At 35.2% G+C, this 17,191-nt stretch carries 13 protein-coding genes; 7 read left to right on the top strand and 6 right to left on the bottom strand.

The features are described 5' to 3' along the window. The first annotated feature begins 11 nt into the window (after positions 1 to 11). Together dapB and lepB are read left to right on the top strand one after the other, a co-directional pair. On the top strand, positions 12 to 764 hold the full coding sequence (dapB, locus tag IP023_RS03860; RefSeq protein ID WP_241788935.1) for a 4-hydroxy-tetrahydrodipicolinate reductase: 753 nt from the start codon (positions 12 to 14) through the stop codon (positions 762 to 764). A gap of 49 nt (positions 765 to 813) precedes the next feature. Beyond that, positions 814 to 2,232 (top strand): signal peptidase I, encoded by a 1,419-nt coding sequence (gene lepB / locus IP023_RS03855; RefSeq protein ID WP_241788934.1) that lies wholly within the window; start codon positions 814 to 816, stop codon positions 2,230 to 2,232. Positions 2,233 to 2,294: 62 nt separating this feature from the next. Here lepB and IP023_RS03850 read toward each other — a convergent pair whose 3' ends face one another. Beyond that, positions 2,295 to 3,014, bottom strand: a complete 720-nt coding sequence (locus IP023_RS03850; RefSeq protein WP_241788933.1) for a pyridoxine 5'-phosphate synthase — start codon at positions 3,012 to 3,014, stop codon at positions 2,295 to 2,297. 146 nt (positions 3,015 to 3,160) lie between these two features. Between IP023_RS03850 and cdaA the strand changes: the two genes are divergently transcribed. The 3 genes from cdaA (at position 3,161) to IP023_RS03835 (ending at position 7,942) form a co-directional block, all read left to right on the top strand. Further along, positions 3,161 to 3,955, top strand: coding sequence for a diadenylate cyclase CdaA (cdaA, locus tag IP023_RS03845; RefSeq protein WP_241789130.1), 795 nt, complete (start codon positions 3,161 to 3,163; stop codon positions 3,953 to 3,955). A gap of 143 nt (positions 3,956 to 4,098) precedes the next feature. Continuing rightward, positions 4,099 to 5,007, top strand: a complete 909-nt coding sequence (locus IP023_RS03840; RefSeq protein ID WP_241788932.1) for a DUF1338 domain-containing protein — start codon at positions 4,099 to 4,101, stop codon at positions 5,005 to 5,007. Positions 5,008 to 5,023: 16 nt separating this feature from the next. Beyond that, positions 5,024 to 7,942: an FAD-binding and (Fe-S)-binding domain-containing protein gene (locus IP023_RS03835; protein WP_241788931.1), complete on the top strand. Its 2,919-nt coding sequence runs from the start codon at positions 5,024 to 5,026 to the stop codon at positions 7,940 to 7,942. Positions 7,943 to 8,007: 65 nt separating this feature from the next. Here IP023_RS03835 and IP023_RS03830 read toward each other — a convergent pair whose 3' ends face one another. The 5 genes from IP023_RS03830 to IP023_RS03810 form a co-directional block, all read right to left on the bottom strand. Next, entirely contained in the window at positions 8,008 to 8,850 is an 843-nt protein-coding gene (locus IP023_RS03830) for a DUF2911 domain-containing protein (protein WP_241788930.1), read from the bottom strand. An 11-nt stretch (positions 8,851 to 8,861) separates the two neighbouring features. Beyond that, complete coding sequence (locus tag IP023_RS03825; RefSeq protein ID WP_241788929.1) at positions 8,862 to 10,604, bottom strand: DUF4091 domain-containing protein; 1,743 nt, start codon at positions 10,602 to 10,604, stop codon at positions 8,862 to 8,864. A gap of 85 nt (positions 10,605 to 10,689) precedes the next feature. After that, on the bottom strand, positions 10,690 to 11,985 hold the full coding sequence (locus tag IP023_RS03820; protein WP_241788928.1) for an HAD-IB family phosphatase: 1,296 nt from the start codon (positions 11,983 to 11,985) through the stop codon (positions 10,690 to 10,692). A gap of 18 nt (positions 11,986 to 12,003) precedes the next feature. Beyond that, on the bottom strand, positions 12,004 to 12,978 hold the full coding sequence (locus IP023_RS03815; RefSeq protein WP_241788927.1) for an NAD-dependent epimerase/dehydratase family protein: 975 nt from the start codon (positions 12,976 to 12,978) through the stop codon (positions 12,004 to 12,006). A gap of 204 nt (positions 12,979 to 13,182) precedes the next feature. After that, complete coding sequence (locus IP023_RS03810; protein WP_262914369.1) at positions 13,183 to 14,280, bottom strand: acyltransferase family protein; 1,098 nt, start codon at positions 14,278 to 14,280, stop codon at positions 13,183 to 13,185. 334 nt (positions 14,281 to 14,614) lie between these two features. Between IP023_RS03810 and IP023_RS03805 the strand changes: the two genes are divergently transcribed. Together IP023_RS03805 and IP023_RS03800 are read left to right on the top strand one after the other, a co-directional pair. Next, entirely contained in the window at positions 14,615 to 15,787 is a 1,173-nt protein-coding gene (locus IP023_RS03805) for a formimidoylglutamase (RefSeq protein ID WP_241788926.1), read from the top strand. A 39-nt stretch (positions 15,788 to 15,826) separates the two neighbouring features. Beyond that, on the top strand, positions 15,827 to 17,146 hold the full coding sequence (locus IP023_RS03800) for a DNA recombination protein RmuC (protein ID WP_241788925.1): 1,320 nt from the start codon (positions 15,827 to 15,829) through the stop codon (positions 17,144 to 17,146). Positions 17,147 to 17,191 lie beyond the last annotated feature (45 nt).

Genomic DNA, 17,191 nt, shown 5'->3' with positions numbered 1-17,191 from the left:
TAACCTCAATTATGAAAATCGTTTTATTAGGCTATGGCAAAATGGGGCAACTAATTGAAAAGTTTGCGCTAAAAAGAGGGCATGAAGTAGTGCTCGTTGTAGATGCCAGTAATCGGGACAATATTAAGGTTGAAGACCTTCAAGGTGCTGATATAGCTATTGATTTTAGTACGCCAGATGCTGCCTTAGAAAATATATCTTTATGTTTTGAAGCTGATTTACCAATTGTAGTGGGAACTACAGGGTGGTATGAGCATCTCAATGAAGTAAAGGATATCTGTTTAGAAGCTAATCAATCTTTATTATATGGCTCTAATTTCAGTATAGGTGTGAATGTGTTTTTTCATATCAATCGTATGCTGGCTAAAGCAATGGATCCATACAAACAGTATGATGTCCAAGTAGAAGAAATTCACCATATTCATAAGCTTGATGCGCCTAGCGGTACAGCGATAACAATTGCTGAAGGTATATTGAATAATTCAACCACCAAGCAAACTTGGGTAAACGAGGTGGTAGGTACAACAGAGTCAGGCCTAATTAATAAACCTGATGAGTTGCTCATTGAAAGTCTTCGTATCGAAGAAGTGCCAGGTACGCACACCGTGTTGTATAGTTCCGAAGTAGATCAAATTGAGTTTAAACATACTGCACATAATAGAGATGGTTTTGCGCTTGGTGCAGTAGTAGCAGCAGAATGGTTGAACAAAAAGAAAGGTTTCTATCAAGTAACGGAAATATTTGATTTCAATACTTTGATTTAAGCTGTAACTATTTTGTATTTTAAACTACTAATATTTAAAAATCTTTAATATGTGGTATATTATTTTTGCAGTACTGACAATTGTATCGTTATATGGTCTTTTTTTACTTTTCAAAAAGGCTGGCAAACAAGGTTGGGAAGCAATCGTTCCTTTTTATAGAGAGTACGTAATGGCTCAATTAGTAGGACGTCCTACATGGTGGGTTATTTTGTTAATAGTTCCTATTGTTAACATTTTTGTATTCTACGGTTTTTATCTTGATTTTATAAAAGCTTTTGGTAAACGTAGATTTTGGGAAAATGCAGCAGCTGTGCTTGTTCCATTTATAGTTTTACCAATGTGGGCGTTGGATTCAACGGTAAAATATCTTGGTCAACCAAATACGGAAGAGTTTAAGAAGAAGTATCCGTACAAAAAATCTGTAGGAAGAGAATGGGCAGATGCTATCATATTTGCGACAGTAGCAGCTTCGTTGATTCGCGGCTTCTTGATTGAAGCATATATGATTCCCACGGGATCTATGGAAAGATCATTGCTCGTAGGAGATTTCTTGTTCGTGAGTAAATTAAATTACGGCCCTCGTATTCCTAATACGCCAATAGCTTTTCCGTTCGCTCATCATACCATGCCAATCACTGGTGGCAAAGCATATTCCGAATTAATAGAAATCCCTTACAAACGTTTGCCAGGATTTGAAAAGATAGAACGCAATGATGTTGTTGTTTTTAATTTTCCGATGGAAGCAGATGCTCCTTACAATAGACCCGTAGATAAAAGAGAAAATTATATCAAACGTGCAGTGGGTGCACCTGGTGATGTTGTAGAAATGCAAAATGGTAATTTAATCGTCAATGGACAGCCAGGATATGATTCCAATGATGTACAGAAGGCTTATATCGTATTTACGGACCAGAATGGTTTGAGTCCCCAAATATTGAAAGATAAACGCTTCGAATATAATCAGCAATACGATGAAAATGGCAATGTCGTTTACATACTATATGTAACAGAAGAAGAAATTAAAGAAGTAGAAAAATGGTCTAATGTACAGAAAGTAATAATGTCGGACAACCCTAATCCTGCTTTCCCTAAATCAGACCTATATAACTGGAATTTCCATAATTTTGGCCCTTTAAAAGTACCTGCTAAAGGTGATGTCGTTGAGTTAACAGATCTTTCTCTTCCTATATATGAGCGCTTGATTACGGTATACGAAGGAAATACCTTAGAGAAGCGTGATGATGGTATTTATGTAAATGGGGTAAAATCGGATAATTATACCATCAAAATGGATTATTACTGGATGATGGGTGATAATAGAGATAATTCCTTAGACTCTAGAGATTTTGGGTTCGTTCCGGAAGATCATATTGTAGGTAAAGCTTTATTTACTTGGTTAAGTTGGGATGCGGATGGTAGTTTCTTATCAAAAATACGTTGGAATAGATTTTTTAGAGGTATTCATTAATAGTATTATTTAATAACTTATAATAAAAGCCATTTTTGATTTCAAAAATGGCTTTTATCGTTTTATGCTTTTAACGCTGCTAAATAGCGTTTTATAGTTTCTTCTAATCCTAGATATAATGCGTCAGCTATCAGGGCATGTCCAATACTTACTTCTAATAGACCTGGTATATGTTGATTGAAATAGGCTAAGTTGTTTAAGTCTAAATCATGACCAGCATTCAATCCTAAACCAACTTCTCTAGCTTTCTGTGCTGCTTTGAAGTATGGTTTAATAGCTTTCTCTTTATTGAAGCCATATTCTGCAGCGTATGCTTCAGTATACAATTCTATACGATCTGTACCTGTCGTAGCGGCAGCTTCTACCATTTCTTCAATAGGGTCCACAAAAATGGATACTCTGATTCCTTCATTTTGAAATAAAGAAACCATTTCTTTAAGGTATGCTTGATGCTTGATGGTATCCCATCCATGGTTGGATGTTATTTGTCCTAATATATCAGGAACTAAGGTTACTTGTGTTGGTTTGTTAGCTAGTACTAAATCAATAAACTTTTGCTCTTGGCAATTTCCTTCGATATTGAATTCAGTAGTGATTTCAGCTTTTAAATCGTATACATCTTGATAACGTATATGTCGTTCATCAGGTCGTGGGTGCACAGTAATTCCTTCTGCTCCAAAACGTTCACATGATAATGCTGTAGATAAGACATTCGGAACATTACCTCCTCTAGAATTACGTAGAGTAGCTATTTTATTAATATTTACAGATAATTTTGTCATAATCCTTAGTGTTTAGCTAAGTTACAAATGTAACTAATAAAATTGATTCCCTATTGTATATCGTCATATGTGTTATATTATGTAAATGGGTGATTTAGTATGTATTTACAAAGAAAATGAAAGATAATTTTTTTAAATTGCATTCAATGGATGGATTTAGCTTTAATCTCTTAGAAGGGTTTAGATTATTAGATATCTTAGATATCCTTTTGGTTGCTGTAATTATATACTATGTATACAGTTTGATAAAGGGGACTATTGCCGTTAATATATTGATGGGAGTAGCCCTGTTTTATGGTATTTATCTTGCCGTGAAACAGCTGGAAATGCGCCTCTTGACGGAGATATTTGGCGGTTTTATATCTGTAGGTTCTATCGCATTGATTGTCGTTTTTCAACAGGAGATACGTCGTTTCCTATTGCATATAGGAAAAAATATCTCGATGCGTCGTAAAAAATTCTTCTTAAATTTTATAGGTGCTAAGAAAACGGCGCAAAAAGATCATACCGAGCAGATAAAACCTATAATAGATGCTTGTAAAAGCATGTCTAGATCCCGAACAGGTGCTTTACTGGTTTTTTCTAGGTATTTTGATGAAGAATATTATCAGTCTAGTGGCGAATATATTGATGCACCGGTGTCCAAAAGATTGCTCGAGAGTATATTTTTTAAAAATAGCCCCTTGCATGATGGTGCTGTCGTTATTGTTGATTTTAGGGTGATGACGGCAAGCTCTGTTTTGCCGCTTTCAGACTCTGAAGATTTACCTCCTCAATTTGGCCTTCGCCATCGTGCTGCAATTGGTGTAACGGAGGTGTCTGAAGCTGTTGCTGTTATTGTCTCTGAAGAGACTGGGGAGATTTCTTTTGCTAAAGATGGTAATGTAAATATGAATTTAAGCCCCGAAGAGCTAGAAGAATTGTTGAAAGAGGAATTGTAAGATTCTTGATTCTGTAATTGATATCGAATTATATTTCGACCATCACTCTTCTAAGTGTATTTTGTTCGATTATTTATGTATATTGTAGTGTAATTATTATTTAGTTATTACATTTACTTTGTTATAAACACTATAAACCTATTATGTATTTCGAAGAAAATAAACCATTGAACATCGTGTTGAATGACCTTTTTGAGCATTATAGAAAGAATGTTGTCGACGTTGATAAGATAACAAATGCTTTGCTACAAAATGGGGTTGTTCAGAAGCAAGAAGATATCGTAAATGATCATATTGCATTTCGTACTTTAGGGGTCCCTAATTTGGGAATAAAATCCTTTGAGAAAATATTTCTAGCCCTTGGCTATACAAAAAAGGATTATTTTAATTTTGAAGGTAAAAAATTAGATGCCTATTGGTTTGCGCCTCCAGAGCCACATTATCCACGGATTTTCGTGTCTGAGCTGCGTGTAGGAGATTTAAGCCAAAAGACACAAGATATCATCGCCAAATATACCGCTGCAATCGTTGTAGACCCGGTAGAGGCTATCGACCTTAATAATGGAAGGCAAATAGCTGAATTTTTGCAAAAACCATTATGGGATATTCCTACATCTGAAGAATATAAAGCTTTATTGGAAGAAAGTGAGTATGCTGGGTGGGTTATTTACAACCGTTATTACCTCAATCATTATACGATTAGTATTCATGAATTGAAGGATGGTTATAATACGCTAGAACAATTTAATGATTTTCTATTAAGTATTGGTGTTAAGCTGAATAATGCTGGTGGGGTTATCAAAACTAGTGCGGATGGACTGTTGCGCCAGAGTAGTACCGTATCGGCCTTGTATAACGCTACTTTTGCCGATGATAAAATAGTGCAGATAGCAGGTAGTTACGTTGAATTTGCGGAGCGTGCTGTGCTACCGCAATTTTCGCATCTCTCCAAAGAAGAGATTACGTCCGTACATCGTAGGGATGGTTTTGAAACCAATAATGCGGACAAAATCTTCGAAAGTACTTATACAACACAAATAAAAGGATCTTAAGAGTAACATATCCATCGTGGAAGGTAAATTACGTATATTAAAAGGACAATTAAAAGGTGAGCTATATTTCGATAACCTCATGCGTACCGTGTATGCTACCGATGCATCGGCATATCGTGAGATGCCTTTGGCTGTGGCTATACCTAAAGATGAAGATGATATTGCGCTGCTGATTAAATTTGCGATACGCAATAATACTTCTTTGATACCTCGTGCGGCAGGAACATCATTGGCGGGACAGGTCGTGGGTGCAGGAATAATTGTCGATGTATCTAAGTATTTTACCAATATAATAGAAGTTAATAAAGATGAAAATTGGGTACGTGTACAACCTGGTGTTATTCGTGACGAGCTCAATCTATATTTAAAAGATTATGGTTTGTATTTTGGTCCCGAAACATCTACTGCCAATAGAGCTATGCTCGGCGGTATGGTTGGCAATAATTCATGTGGTTCCAATTCTTTGATTTATGGTAGTGCCCGTGAACATACGCTTGAGGTAAAGGGTTTTTTGTCTGATGGCTCTTTTGTGCATTTTAAGGATCTTTCTTTTGATGAATTTATAGCCAAATGTCAGCTTGAAAGTTTGGAAGGTGCTATATATAAGCATATAAAAACGACACTTAGTGATTATAATATTCAAGAAGAAATCCGCAATAAATTTCCTAAATCAACAGTAAAGCGTCGTAATACAGGGTATGCAATAGATATGCTTTTGCATTCAAATCCTTTTACAGCTACAGATGTTCCCTTCAATTTTTGTAAGCTTATATGTGGATCTGAAGGTACCTTGGTATTTATTACGGAGATAAAGCTTCATGTTGATTCTTTGCCCAATAAATCATCGGGCTTACTATGTGCGCACTTTAATAGTATAGAAGATGCCTTAAAGGCAAATTTGATCGTTTTGAATCACCAACCATTAGTTTCTGAACTGATGGATAGTTATATTTTAGATTGTACTAAAAACAATATAGCGCAAAATGAAAATCGATTCTTTGTTGAAGGGGATCCTGCTGCTATTCTTATAGTCGAATATGATGGGGATGATGAGAAAGAGATATTAACTAAAATCGAAGCTGTCAAAACTGATCTGTTGAAGGATAATTTGGGATATTATTTTCCTGTTATATTTGGTGCTGACAAAAGAAAAGTATGGAATCTCCGAAAAGCAGGTTTAGGGCTATTAAGTAATACGCCGGGAGATGATAAACCCGTTGCTGTGATTGAAGATACAGCAGTTGATGTCAATGATTTGCCTGCATTTATTTCCGAATTCAATACTATATTAGCACGATATCAACTTTATTCTGTTCACTATGCACATGCCGCAACCGGTGAATTGCATCTAAGGCCTATTCTTAACTTAAAAACCAGTAATGGCAATAAATTGTTTCGTGAGATTGCTTTTGAAATAGCTAAGCTGGTCAAAAAATATAGAGGATCATTAAGTGGGGAGCATGGTGATGGTCGCTTGCGTGGTGAATTTATCCCTTTTATGATAGGGGAAAGAAACTATCAACTATTAAAGGATATTAAATATAAATGGGATCCTAAAGGATTGTTCAATCCCGGAAAAATAGTGGATACACCCGCTATGAATTCATTTCTCCGCTATGAACCTGACGCGCCACAAAAAGTGTTTAATACTGTATTCCGCTACAATGGACAAAATATATTGCAGCATGCAGAGCAATGTAATGGTTCGGGAGATTGCCGTAAAACGGAACTAGCAGGAGGTACGATGTGCCCTTCTTATATGGCAACACGTAATGAAAAAGATACCACCCGTGCTCGAGCAAATATATTGCGTGAATTTCTTACTAATTCTACCAAAGATAATCCCTTTAACCATCAGGAGATAAAAGAAGTGATGGATTTGTGCCTTAGTTGTAAAGGCTGTAAATCCGAGTGCCCCTCTAGTGTAGATATGGCTAAATTGAAAGCTGATTTTCTCCAATCTTATTATGACACAAATGGTATTCCATTGCGTGCGCGTATGCTAGGGCACATAGATAAAATAACAGCGTTGGCGGCTCATTTTCCTAAACTATACAATTGGACAATTTCTAATGCGACAACGAGCAAATGGCTTAAGCAAATGATAGGGTTCTCTGTTAATCGTACGCTGCCTAGTATTGCGGATAAATCTTTACGCCAATGGTTTAACAATAGGGAGATAAGTGTTGCCGATGCGAGGGATCAGCAATATGTATACTTTTTTTGTGATGAATTTACCAATTATAACGATGTCGAAATTGGTAAAAAGGCCATTCTCTTATTAGAAGCTTTAGGATATACCGTTTTGATGGTCAATCATCCTGCTAGTGGACGAGCATTGATATCTAAAGGTTTGCTTCGTGAAGCTAAGAAATTAGCTAATAAAAATGTACAGATTTTTTCCGCACTTATCCACGATAATATAGCATTGGTAGCTGTAGAACCATCTACTATTTTATCTTTTAGAGATGAATACATAGATTTGGTAGACGAACCATTGATAAATGATGCCAAGCGTATCGCCAAGCAGGCTATGGTATTAGAAGAGTTTATCTGGAAAGAGTTTGAACGTGGTAATATATCGTCTTCGAAGTTTCGAAATACTAATCTAGATCTTCTCTTACATGCACATTGTCAACAAAAGGCATGGAACTTACATCATTTTTCTGAAAAGGTGTTAACTATTCCTCGGGGCAATAAAGTAACGACAATAGCCTCAGGTTGCTGCGGTATGGCAGGTTCATTTGGTTATGAAAAAGAACATTATGATTTGTCAATGAAAATCGGGGAGTTAGTATTGTTACCTGCTGTGCGAGCGAAAAGGAAAGAAACGGTAATAGTGGCTCCAGGATCTAGTTGTAGACACCAGATAAAAGATGGGACAGCAGAAAATGCCATGCATCCTATAGAGATATTGTTTGAGGCCTTGCAATAGTTGAGCTAAAAAAAAAGAGCTGATTCAATTTTGAATCAGCTCTTTTCGGCTATAGATAGTATAGTTTATTTAGCCGCATTAAGTGCTTCAGTATTCAACTTTACGTATTCAGCATTGTTAGCTTCTTTTGCCATTGCAATACCTTCTTGAGCAGCCTTTTGAGCTCCTGCTTTATCGCCTGCTTTAGTCAGAATTCTTGCCTTCCAGTATTTTATATGTGCTGCTTTGGTATTTCCTTCATCAGCAGCTTTGATCCATTCTGCGGCTTTTTTACTATCCAGATTATTGTTGTAGTAATATTGTGCTGCTTGGAAATAGGGTTTTTTATCTGTCGTCATCGCTTGCTCGATGCTAGCCGATATCTCTTTAGATTGATCTGCAACTATTGTAAATCCTACTTTTGTCTTATCCCATGCTAGAGTAAGTTTTGTAGATTTCGTCGTCACATCTTCAAATTGCATAGTAAATGTCTCTACTTTATCATTTAGCTTGTGAGAAGGAACGGTAAATCTCAAGAAATCTTCTTCTTGCTTGTATTGGTAAGCTCCCCATTGGTTAACATTTTTACTCAAAATAATCGTCCAATTTGTAGCTGTGGGTATTGTGAATATACCATAAGTCCCCGCGGGAACTTTATTTCCTTCGATGGTTACCTCTTCTTGAAAAGTAATGCTCGGAATATTATTCGCTCCAGTTCGCCAAACTTCATTATAAGGAATTAAGCCGCCAAAAATTGTACGTCCATTTACATTAGGTCTTTGGTAAATCAAAGATATAGTCTTAATACCCAAACCCTGTGTTACCGATTGTGTACTACTAGCTTGAGGTAGTTTCACCTGTGCCGAGGTTGTTTCTGTCCCTAAGAAAAGAAGTCCAGCAGTAGCTATTGATAAAATAATTTTTTTCATTTTGTTGTATTTTAAAGTGAATTTAATGATTTTTTAAGACTTTTTACCTGAATTGGTATTAAATCTCGTTTAACTTCCTTGTTGCTAAATTTTTTGATATGACTTTCCAGGGTATTTAGTGAATCTGTGTTGTTTTCATATGCTTTACGTAATATTTTTATTTTTTCTATCTGTTGGATTCCATCAATCATATTCTCAAAGCGAATACTAGTTTCGTTGTCAGGATATACTAAATACGTATCTCCAGCGGAGAATGGACCAAATCGCGTATCTGTAAATGGTGATTTGTTCCAGTTATCAAATGACCATCGCAAATAACCATCAAATCCTCTTTCTACGGTATTTAACATCAGCCAAATTGGTTCGTAATAGCCACTACTAGTGAGGGTATTGGGAAATATCTCTGTACAGCAGGTGTACATTGTAGTTTTGTAGCCTTTTGCTTTTCTCGATGCTAGAATATCCGACGACATATCTGCATGGAAGGGTATAGAATAATCTATAATATCATCAGAAAGTTCGGGATGATAATATCCAGCTAATGATATGTTATAATCCTTGTCAGCCGCTTTAATAATGGAAGTGGCTGCTTGCATATCTTTCATTGGACGTTCGTCCATCGCGATGGTTGTTTTATTAAACCAGCCTTTCTCTTTTAGATGTTGTGCAAAATCCTTTAAGAATGGATGCCAATGGTTTTTATAAATATCTTCATTTGGACTTGCCTTTAATATCTCTGTTTTATTCGTCTCTTCGTCAAAATAATAGAAGGAAAGGTTCCATGGGATCATACTGTAACAATTGATATATTTATCTATACCGATATGATGCATGAATTCTACCCATTTGTCAAAATTCGTGTAATCATATTCCCAAGTGCCGTTTTTCTTTTTTGTCCATTGAATCATACTGCCGTATTTATCAAAAGTCTGGCTATTCCATGGGTCATGGATGATCGAAGCTGTAATGTTTTTTTGCCCTGCATGAGCAAGACGTAGCATATGAGGTTCAATAAGTTTGAAATGCTCCGCTGTAAAAGGAGTTACGTCATAATATCGTGCCGAAGAGTAAGGGTTTTGCCAAAGATCTAAGTGGAAGTCCCAATCCATAGCTAATGGAAGTGTTCTATTGGAAATAGTAACCGAATAAGGTAATGATAGTTCTTTTTTACCCTTCCCTTTACCGATTATAAGTTCTACCGTGCCCTTATATATTCCTGCCTTAATTGCGCTAGGGATTTTAATACTTAGCCACAATGGTCGCGTTTCATAAGCGGTATAAGTGAAGTTATTGGTGTTTTGTATGCGATCTGCTACCAAAGTTGAATCTAAAATAATACTGATGCCACAACCTGATTTTAAATTGGAAGGATCATCAGACAACACATATGATATAGGTGTAAATGTGATATTCTCTTTATGAAGGATTGATTTTCCAGATTTCAAATCGGATACTTTGAGCTGTATATCTTGACCATTATATGCAGGTAGGTTACTCCAGAAAGCTAGTTGTGTATGAATAGTTTCATTTTTCCATGCTTCACCTTGCCAAGTATCGGCGGTTTGGTTTGCAGCGGGATAATGGTGTTTGGAAAGGCTGTAATCTGCATCTACAAAAGAAAAATATAACGATTTCTTAATCTGATCCCAATGGGTATTGTCTTTCGGTTTTTTCGGATCAACAGGTTCTTTTATCGAAGCAGATGATGGTACGATAAACAGATAAAATAATAGGCTTAGAAGATATGGTTTCATTGATTATACAAATAATTTGAAAGCTGAAAATACAAAAAACAAACAGGCTAACAAAGTAAAAGGGCTGTTACTACAGCCCCTTTAGTTATTTGTATAAGATTCTAAATTTGATGGTATTATCAATCTCTTTTAGCTGCTTAATTAATTTTTTGTCGTAATTGCTGTCAATGTCGGTTACAGCGTATCCTATGTCGCCTCGTGTCATCAAAAATTGTGATAGGATATTGATGTTATTTTCGGCATATACATTATTGATACGTGCTAATATACCAGGTACATTCTTGTGGATGTGAAGTAGACGATGGCCTTTCATCTTTTTTGGTAACATCAAATTCGGAAAATTTCTACTTTGATCGGTATCGCCATTGTTGATAAAATCTGCCATACGACGTGGGATAAACTCTACATTGTGGACTTTATTTTTCTTATCATCAAATACGACAATTCCTTTTTCATTACAAATTGTCTTACTTATTTTTCCTTTGATATCACCCAAGTATCCGATAGTTTTTAATTTATCTGCTCTACTTAACTGTTCATCAGAAATCTCGATATCAGCACCTAATAATAACATACCTACATCTTCGGTATATTTCTCCTCAAAGGATTCCTTTACACGAATAGAGAAACCATCTCTTTTCAAAATATGAGCTGACATTTGTGGGACATCACCAATAATCAAACACAATATTCTATTCTTAGGGTAAGAGATAGCGCTAGGTAAATTATTTACATACAAAAACTCATCAAAGCTTGGCGTTACGTGATCTGCTTTTTCGGTAACACTTTTTCTAGAGATATTCTCTGTGAAAGCGAAAAATTTTGCTATTAATCCAGATTCTTTTAATTGGAAATCAGAATAACCATCACCTATGCCGTATATATTACCTTGTATATTTAATGCTTTCAATAGTTTTACCTTTCCTCCTTCATCAGAAAGTGGGTTTTCTTGGTCATAACCATTGATATAACCATTTTCGTCAAATGTAAACGTATTGGCATATATATTCTCCTCTTTGATGCCATAAAGAGATACTACAGGTGTAATAAACTCTTTAAACCCTCCAGATACAATCCATGCTGTATCTTCATTTTGTTTGAAGAACTCTCTGTTACGCTCAAAAGATTTGGAAACTTTCTTTTTTAGGTGTTTTACTAGTTTGGATAGGTGTTCTTTATTTGCCTTCAATAATGAAATACGTCCAGCTAGACTTTCTCGGAAAGAAATCTTTCCTTCCATCGCTAGGTTGGTGTAGTTCTCAATCTCTTTGTATACTTTTTCTTGATCAGGATGTCCTTCCAAAGAAATACGTGCCAATTCATCTAAAGCTTCTACTTGTGTAAAAGTACTATCGAAATCAATGATATAATAGTTTTTCACGGTGTTTAGTTTGTTGATTTATATGTTTTTTGTGTAAGTAAGTGCTATTTCTTTTAAGGTCTGATCTAGTGGCTTGAAGCGAAAGTCAATTGTATTTAAAAGTTTTACGTTCGTAAATTTTAATTTGCTTGCAGCTGCTCTAGATGATTCTTTTGTCAGTGTAGGTTGTTTTCCTGTAAATAAGGAAGCAACTTTTGCTAATCTCCACGCTATGCTTAATATAAATGGAGTAGCCTCAATCTTTGGCGCTTTTTTATTTAAAAGACCAGCTATTTTTTCTAGTAAGGCTTTATTACTTATATTTTCACTATTCAGGATAAAACGCTCACTGCGAATATCTTTGCGATTCATAAGGATGATCATTGCATCTGCCACATCTTCTACATCGACAATACCGATTGATCCCGGCGTATAAATCGGGAGGCCTTTATTTACTAAATCAAAGACTACACCAGATCCATTCTTGCCAGCGCTAGCACCCATTATCAAGGATGGATTAACGATGACAGCGTCTAATCCTTCTATTATACCGCGCCATACCTCGAGCTCTCCTTTATATTTGGAAGTAGAATAGTTGGATATTTTTTTATTATATTCCCACTTATCCGTTTCACTGACAGGTTTGTTTAGTTTATTGGTGCCTAATGCTGCAATAGAACTTACATATAACAAACGAGCATGATGCTCTATACAAAGATTTACTATATTTTTTGTACCCTCAATATTGATATTGTTCATTTGTGTAGCATTACCTTTTTGGTAAGATATCTGTGCTGCACAATGATATACTTCGGTGATATTATCAAATAAATCCGATAAAGTAAAGTAGTCTGTCACATCAGCATTTACCCATTTTATAAGAGCTGAATTTGTTAATTCTTCTGGAATGACAGAGGATTCTCTTTTAGTAGCAGTAACCACTACACCACTGTTGATTAATTTCTTAATTAAAGTTGAGCCTAAAAAACCTGTACCTCCAGTAACTAATATCACTTGTTTATTTTATTGTTGATAATATATACTTTCAAAGATAGAGTATTGAGGTGTGGTATGCAAATCATTTATATGGCTAAAATGAGCTGATTTAGTATTATTTGAAAGACCTATTGGTCCTTCTTAAGTATATGGATATATGGTAATAAAAATTAATATATGTATACGATTTTAATCAAATTATCTCCTGAAACTGGGAGATAGCTAAACGTTTGTATTCTTTGAGATCGTTATGCCTTCGTCATTTTCGCTAATTATAGCAGATATACTCGCTGTTTGTTTAGGTGATCGTGCTCTTTTTCCGGTAATAAAATCCAACGTTTTAGGCATTATTCGATTTAGAATATTGAATAATATAACACATATTATCACACATATAATAGGGCCGACAAAATAACTAATTATTTTACCTATGCCTGTAGAAAGTATGGAATACCGATGTATTGCTCCTTTAATCCAATTTATAATAAATATCTCATGTGCCACATAAATAAAAAACGACGTAGGTGCAAATTTAAATAGGAAACCTCTAATTTTTTGATTCTTAAATAGGTAGTTGAAAAGATTGAATAGTGTTATAATACCAGGAATAATAAATAAGCGGAATATGTATTCATGTGTAGGTTTTCCACTATTTAGGGTTGCTGTTAGTAATAAAATAACACTAACAATCGCCATCACTTTTTTGTGCTTATCGGCAATAGCTATAATGTCAATATTATTCAGCCCAATATAAGCGCCGATAGAAAAAAATAATACAGTAGTAATCTCAATAACATTAGAGTAATTGTTGTGAAATAATACATAGAATATATACAATGCTATTAAGCCATATATTTTGGTGTATTTGATGAAATAATATATTACAGGTGATAAAATAATAATGACGATTAAATTTCTTATATACCATAAAGGAAAATTTATTGGACCTCCCCAAAAAGAATCATACAAAGTAGGAAGTTCATTTTGTGGTCTCGCAAATAATAATGCTCCTATATAGTTTACAATACATATTGCTGCAATCATAATAGCATTCCATGAGATATAAGGAACGACTAAATAGCGTAATTTTTTAGATAATTTTTCCTTGTAACTACTTGGACTGAGCTTGTCTAAATTAAGGAAGAAAAAAAAGCCAGAAATAATGAAGAATAATCTTACTGGTATCTTAGCAAAATTATGTGAGATCATTTCTGATATAAATATATATATGTTTTCTATGGATAAGTTTGGTTCTATTTGGACATTTGTAAACGGTAACATATGTGCTATAACGACAAGAAAAGCTAGAGGAAACCTCATTGATTCTATAATTAGAAACAGTTTGTTTTTCGTATTCATAGTAGATTTATAATTAATACGCTGAAATGAGATAGATTGTTTTTATTAATCTACAAAAAATATAGGATAATAGATATGAGGTAAAGTAACTTGTTGTTAATAAATTATTATTTAGCCAATTTTTTAAAATTTAATTTCTTAATATGAAATATAGAGGTCTGCAGTAAATAGCTATTTTGTTAGAGAGCCAATTCATCTTATAAATTTAAATACTAGCCAAAATAATGCATATTTGTATTATACTTTTTTACCTTAGTAGATAAGGTTCAATGCATACAAAAATATCCATTAAAATATGTCTTTAGCAGATTTTTTTTCACCTATCCCTAATAGAGAAGAATACCTTAATTCGCAGTTAGGAAAAGTAATTGTGTCGTATGTTGATGAATTTCCTGATTTATATTTGGATACAAAAAAACCAGACCTCGTAATAATAGGAGTCGAGGAGGATCGTGCATCAGTAGGAAATAACGGCTGTGCTAAAGGCCCTAATGAAATCCGTAAACATTTCTATGAATTGTATCAAGGGGATTATGATATCAAAATCACGGATTTAGGAAATGTTAAACCTGGTGATACAATCAATGATACCTATGCTGCTATACGATTAATAATTGAAGATTTGCTCAAGCATGATATATTGCCTATAATAATCGGTGGGGGACATGATCTGACGTATGCACAATATTTAGCTTATGAACATTTAGATCAAAAAGTAGAGGTGGCAGTGATTGATGCTAAGTTTGATTTAGATCAAGCAAATGCTGAAGATAGCCCATTAAATTCACAAACCTATTTAAATAAAATTATTCTGCATCAGCCTGATTATTTGTTTAATCTAAGTAATGTAGCTTTTCAAACGTATTTAGTAAGTAAGGAATCTATCAATATGTACGATAAATTGTTTTTTACAATGCAGCGTTTGGGATCTATTTCTGGTAAATTGGACCATGCTGAACCGGTACTACGTGCTGCTGATATGGTTAGTTTTGATGTAACTGCAATCCGAGCGTCCGAAGCGATAGGTAATGCTAACGCTGTGCCTAATGGTCTTTATGGCAACGAGGCTTGTCAACTGGCGCGATATGCTGGGATGTCCGACAAGTGCTCTTCTGTAGGTTTTTATGAATTCAACCCTACCTTTGATCCACTAGGACATACTGCGATGTTAGTTTCGCAGATGATATGGTGTTTTGTAGATGGTTATTATAACCGAAAGCAAGATACGCCACTGTATCCAAAATCTTCTTATATCATCTATCGTACGCCTTTGGAAAACGAAGAGCATGAGGTGGTGTTTGTGAAGAGCAAAAAGTCTGATCGTTGGTGGATGCAGGTCCCTTATTTTGGGACAAGATCGGTCAACGAAAGATACTATTTAGTGCCTTGCCGTTATGAAGATTATCAGATGGCTGTAAATGGTGAAATGCCTGATTTGTGGTGGAGAACACATCAGAAATTACAATAATCAAATGGTCTTAAAAGACCATTTTTTGTTAAAAAAAATATGGAATATTTATTAATAGGAATCATCATCATTCTATTCGTTGTTTGTATCTTTTTGTTTTGGAAGAATGGACAGGCTATCCCTATGGATAGATTTAATCTATTGCAAAATGAAAAACAGCAACAAGAATTGTCTGTTGCCAAGTTGGAGCAACAAGTTCAAATTGTATCTAATGAAAATGCAACACTGAAAGTACTTTTGGAGAAGGAGCGTAATGAACGCTCTGCACTGGAGAGAACACTAGAAGGAACGAATGCTTATTTGCAAGCACAACAGGAGAAATTTCAAGATCAAAAGCAAGAAATTGTAGCTATTAAATCTCAATTTAACACTGAATTTCAAGTGCTCGCTAACAAAATATTAGACGAGAAAGCACAAAAATTTACAGCGCTTAATCAGCAGAATATGGGGCTAATATTGGACCCTTTGAAAGATAGGATTAAAAGCTTTGAGGATAAAGTGGAAAAGACTTATTCTCAAGAAGCCGCGGAGCGTAATGTGTTAAAAGGAGTGGTCGAACAACTAATGGCGCAGAGCGTAGAGATAAAAAATGAAGCTAATAATCTCTCAAAGGCGTTGAAAGGGGATTCTAAGAAACAAGGCAATTGGGGTGAGGTGATATTGGAACGTGTACTCGAGCGCTCGGGATTGACCAAAGACCAAGAATACCGCTTGCAGGTTTCTATGTTGGATGATCAAGGTCGTCGTTTGCAGCCTGATGCGATCATCGATCTGCCTGATGATAAGCAATTGATTGTTGATTCCAAAGTGTCTTTAGTCGCTTATGAGAAAGTCGTTAATTCTGACAATGAAGAGGAGCGTGCTTTATATTTGAAACAGCATATCCTATCTGTCGAAAATCACGTGAAGGAATTGTCTGCTAAAAATTATCAAAATCTCTATGGTATACATTCACCAGATTTTGTGTTGCTATTTATGCCTATTGAATCGGCATTAAGTCTGGCTGTAATGCAGAAACCTGATATTTTCTCTGATGCTTGGGACAGACGCGTAGTTATCGTCAGTCCATCGACATTATTGGCTACTTTGCGTACAATAGCGGCGATATGGAAACAAGAAAGACAAAACCGTAATGTATTGGAAATCGCTCGTGAAGCAGGAGCACTATATGATAAATTTGTTGGCTTTTTGCAAGATATGCAACATATTCAAACCCATCTAGACAAAGCTTCAGAGAAGCATGAAGATGCGATGCGTAAGTTGTCTACTGGTCCAGGTAATGTCGTTCGAAAGATTGAAGTACTAAAATCATTAGGAGCTAAAGCAAATAAGCAAATAGATGATAAGTATTTAGAATAGGGTATACCCTAATTAAAAAAGAGGCTGCCCTTTTTAAGACAGCCT

The sequence above is a fragment of the Sphingobacterium rhinopitheci genome (genome assembly GCF_022627575.1).
GTDB classification, from domain to species: Bacteria; Bacteroidota; Bacteroidia; order Sphingobacteriales; family Sphingobacteriaceae; genus Sphingobacterium; species Sphingobacterium rhinopitheci.
This window is presented reverse-complemented; position numbering and strand designations above follow the sequence as displayed.

What these genes read in the sequence shown, in the direction of transcription:
- IP023_RS03830 (WP_241788930.1), bottom strand. Translation starts at nt 8,850, where the DNA reads ATGAAAAAAATTATTTTATCAATAGCTACTGCTGGACTTCTTTTCTTA.
- IP023_RS03840 (WP_241788932.1), top strand. Translation starts at nt 4,099, where the DNA reads ATGTATTTCGAAGAAAATAAACCATTGAACATCGTGTTGAATGACCTT.
- IP023_RS03810 (WP_262914369.1), bottom strand. Translation starts at nt 14,280, where the DNA reads ATGAGGTTTCCTCTAGCTTTTCTTGTCGTTATAGCACATATGTTACCG.
- cdaA (WP_241789130.1), top strand. Translation starts at nt 3,161, where the DNA reads ATGGATGGATTTAGCTTTAATCTCTTAGAAGGGTTTAGATTATTAGAT.
- IP023_RS03800 (WP_241788925.1), top strand. Translation starts at nt 15,827, where the DNA reads ATGGAATATTTATTAATAGGAATCATCATCATTCTATTCGTTGTTTGT.
- IP023_RS03850 (WP_241788933.1), bottom strand. Translation starts at nt 3,014, where the DNA reads ATGACAAAATTATCTGTAAATATTAATAAAATAGCTACTCTACGTAAT.
- IP023_RS03825 (WP_241788929.1), bottom strand. Translation starts at nt 10,604, where the DNA reads ATGAAACCATATCTTCTAAGCCTATTATTTTATCTGTTTATCGTACCA.
- dapB (WP_241788935.1), top strand. Translation starts at nt 12, where the DNA reads ATGAAAATCGTTTTATTAGGCTATGGCAAAATGGGGCAACTAATTGAA.
- IP023_RS03805 (WP_241788926.1), top strand. Translation starts at nt 14,615, where the DNA reads ATGTCTTTAGCAGATTTTTTTTCACCTATCCCTAATAGAGAAGAATAC.
- lepB (WP_241788934.1), top strand. Translation starts at nt 814, where the DNA reads ATGTGGTATATTATTTTTGCAGTACTGACAATTGTATCGTTATATGGT.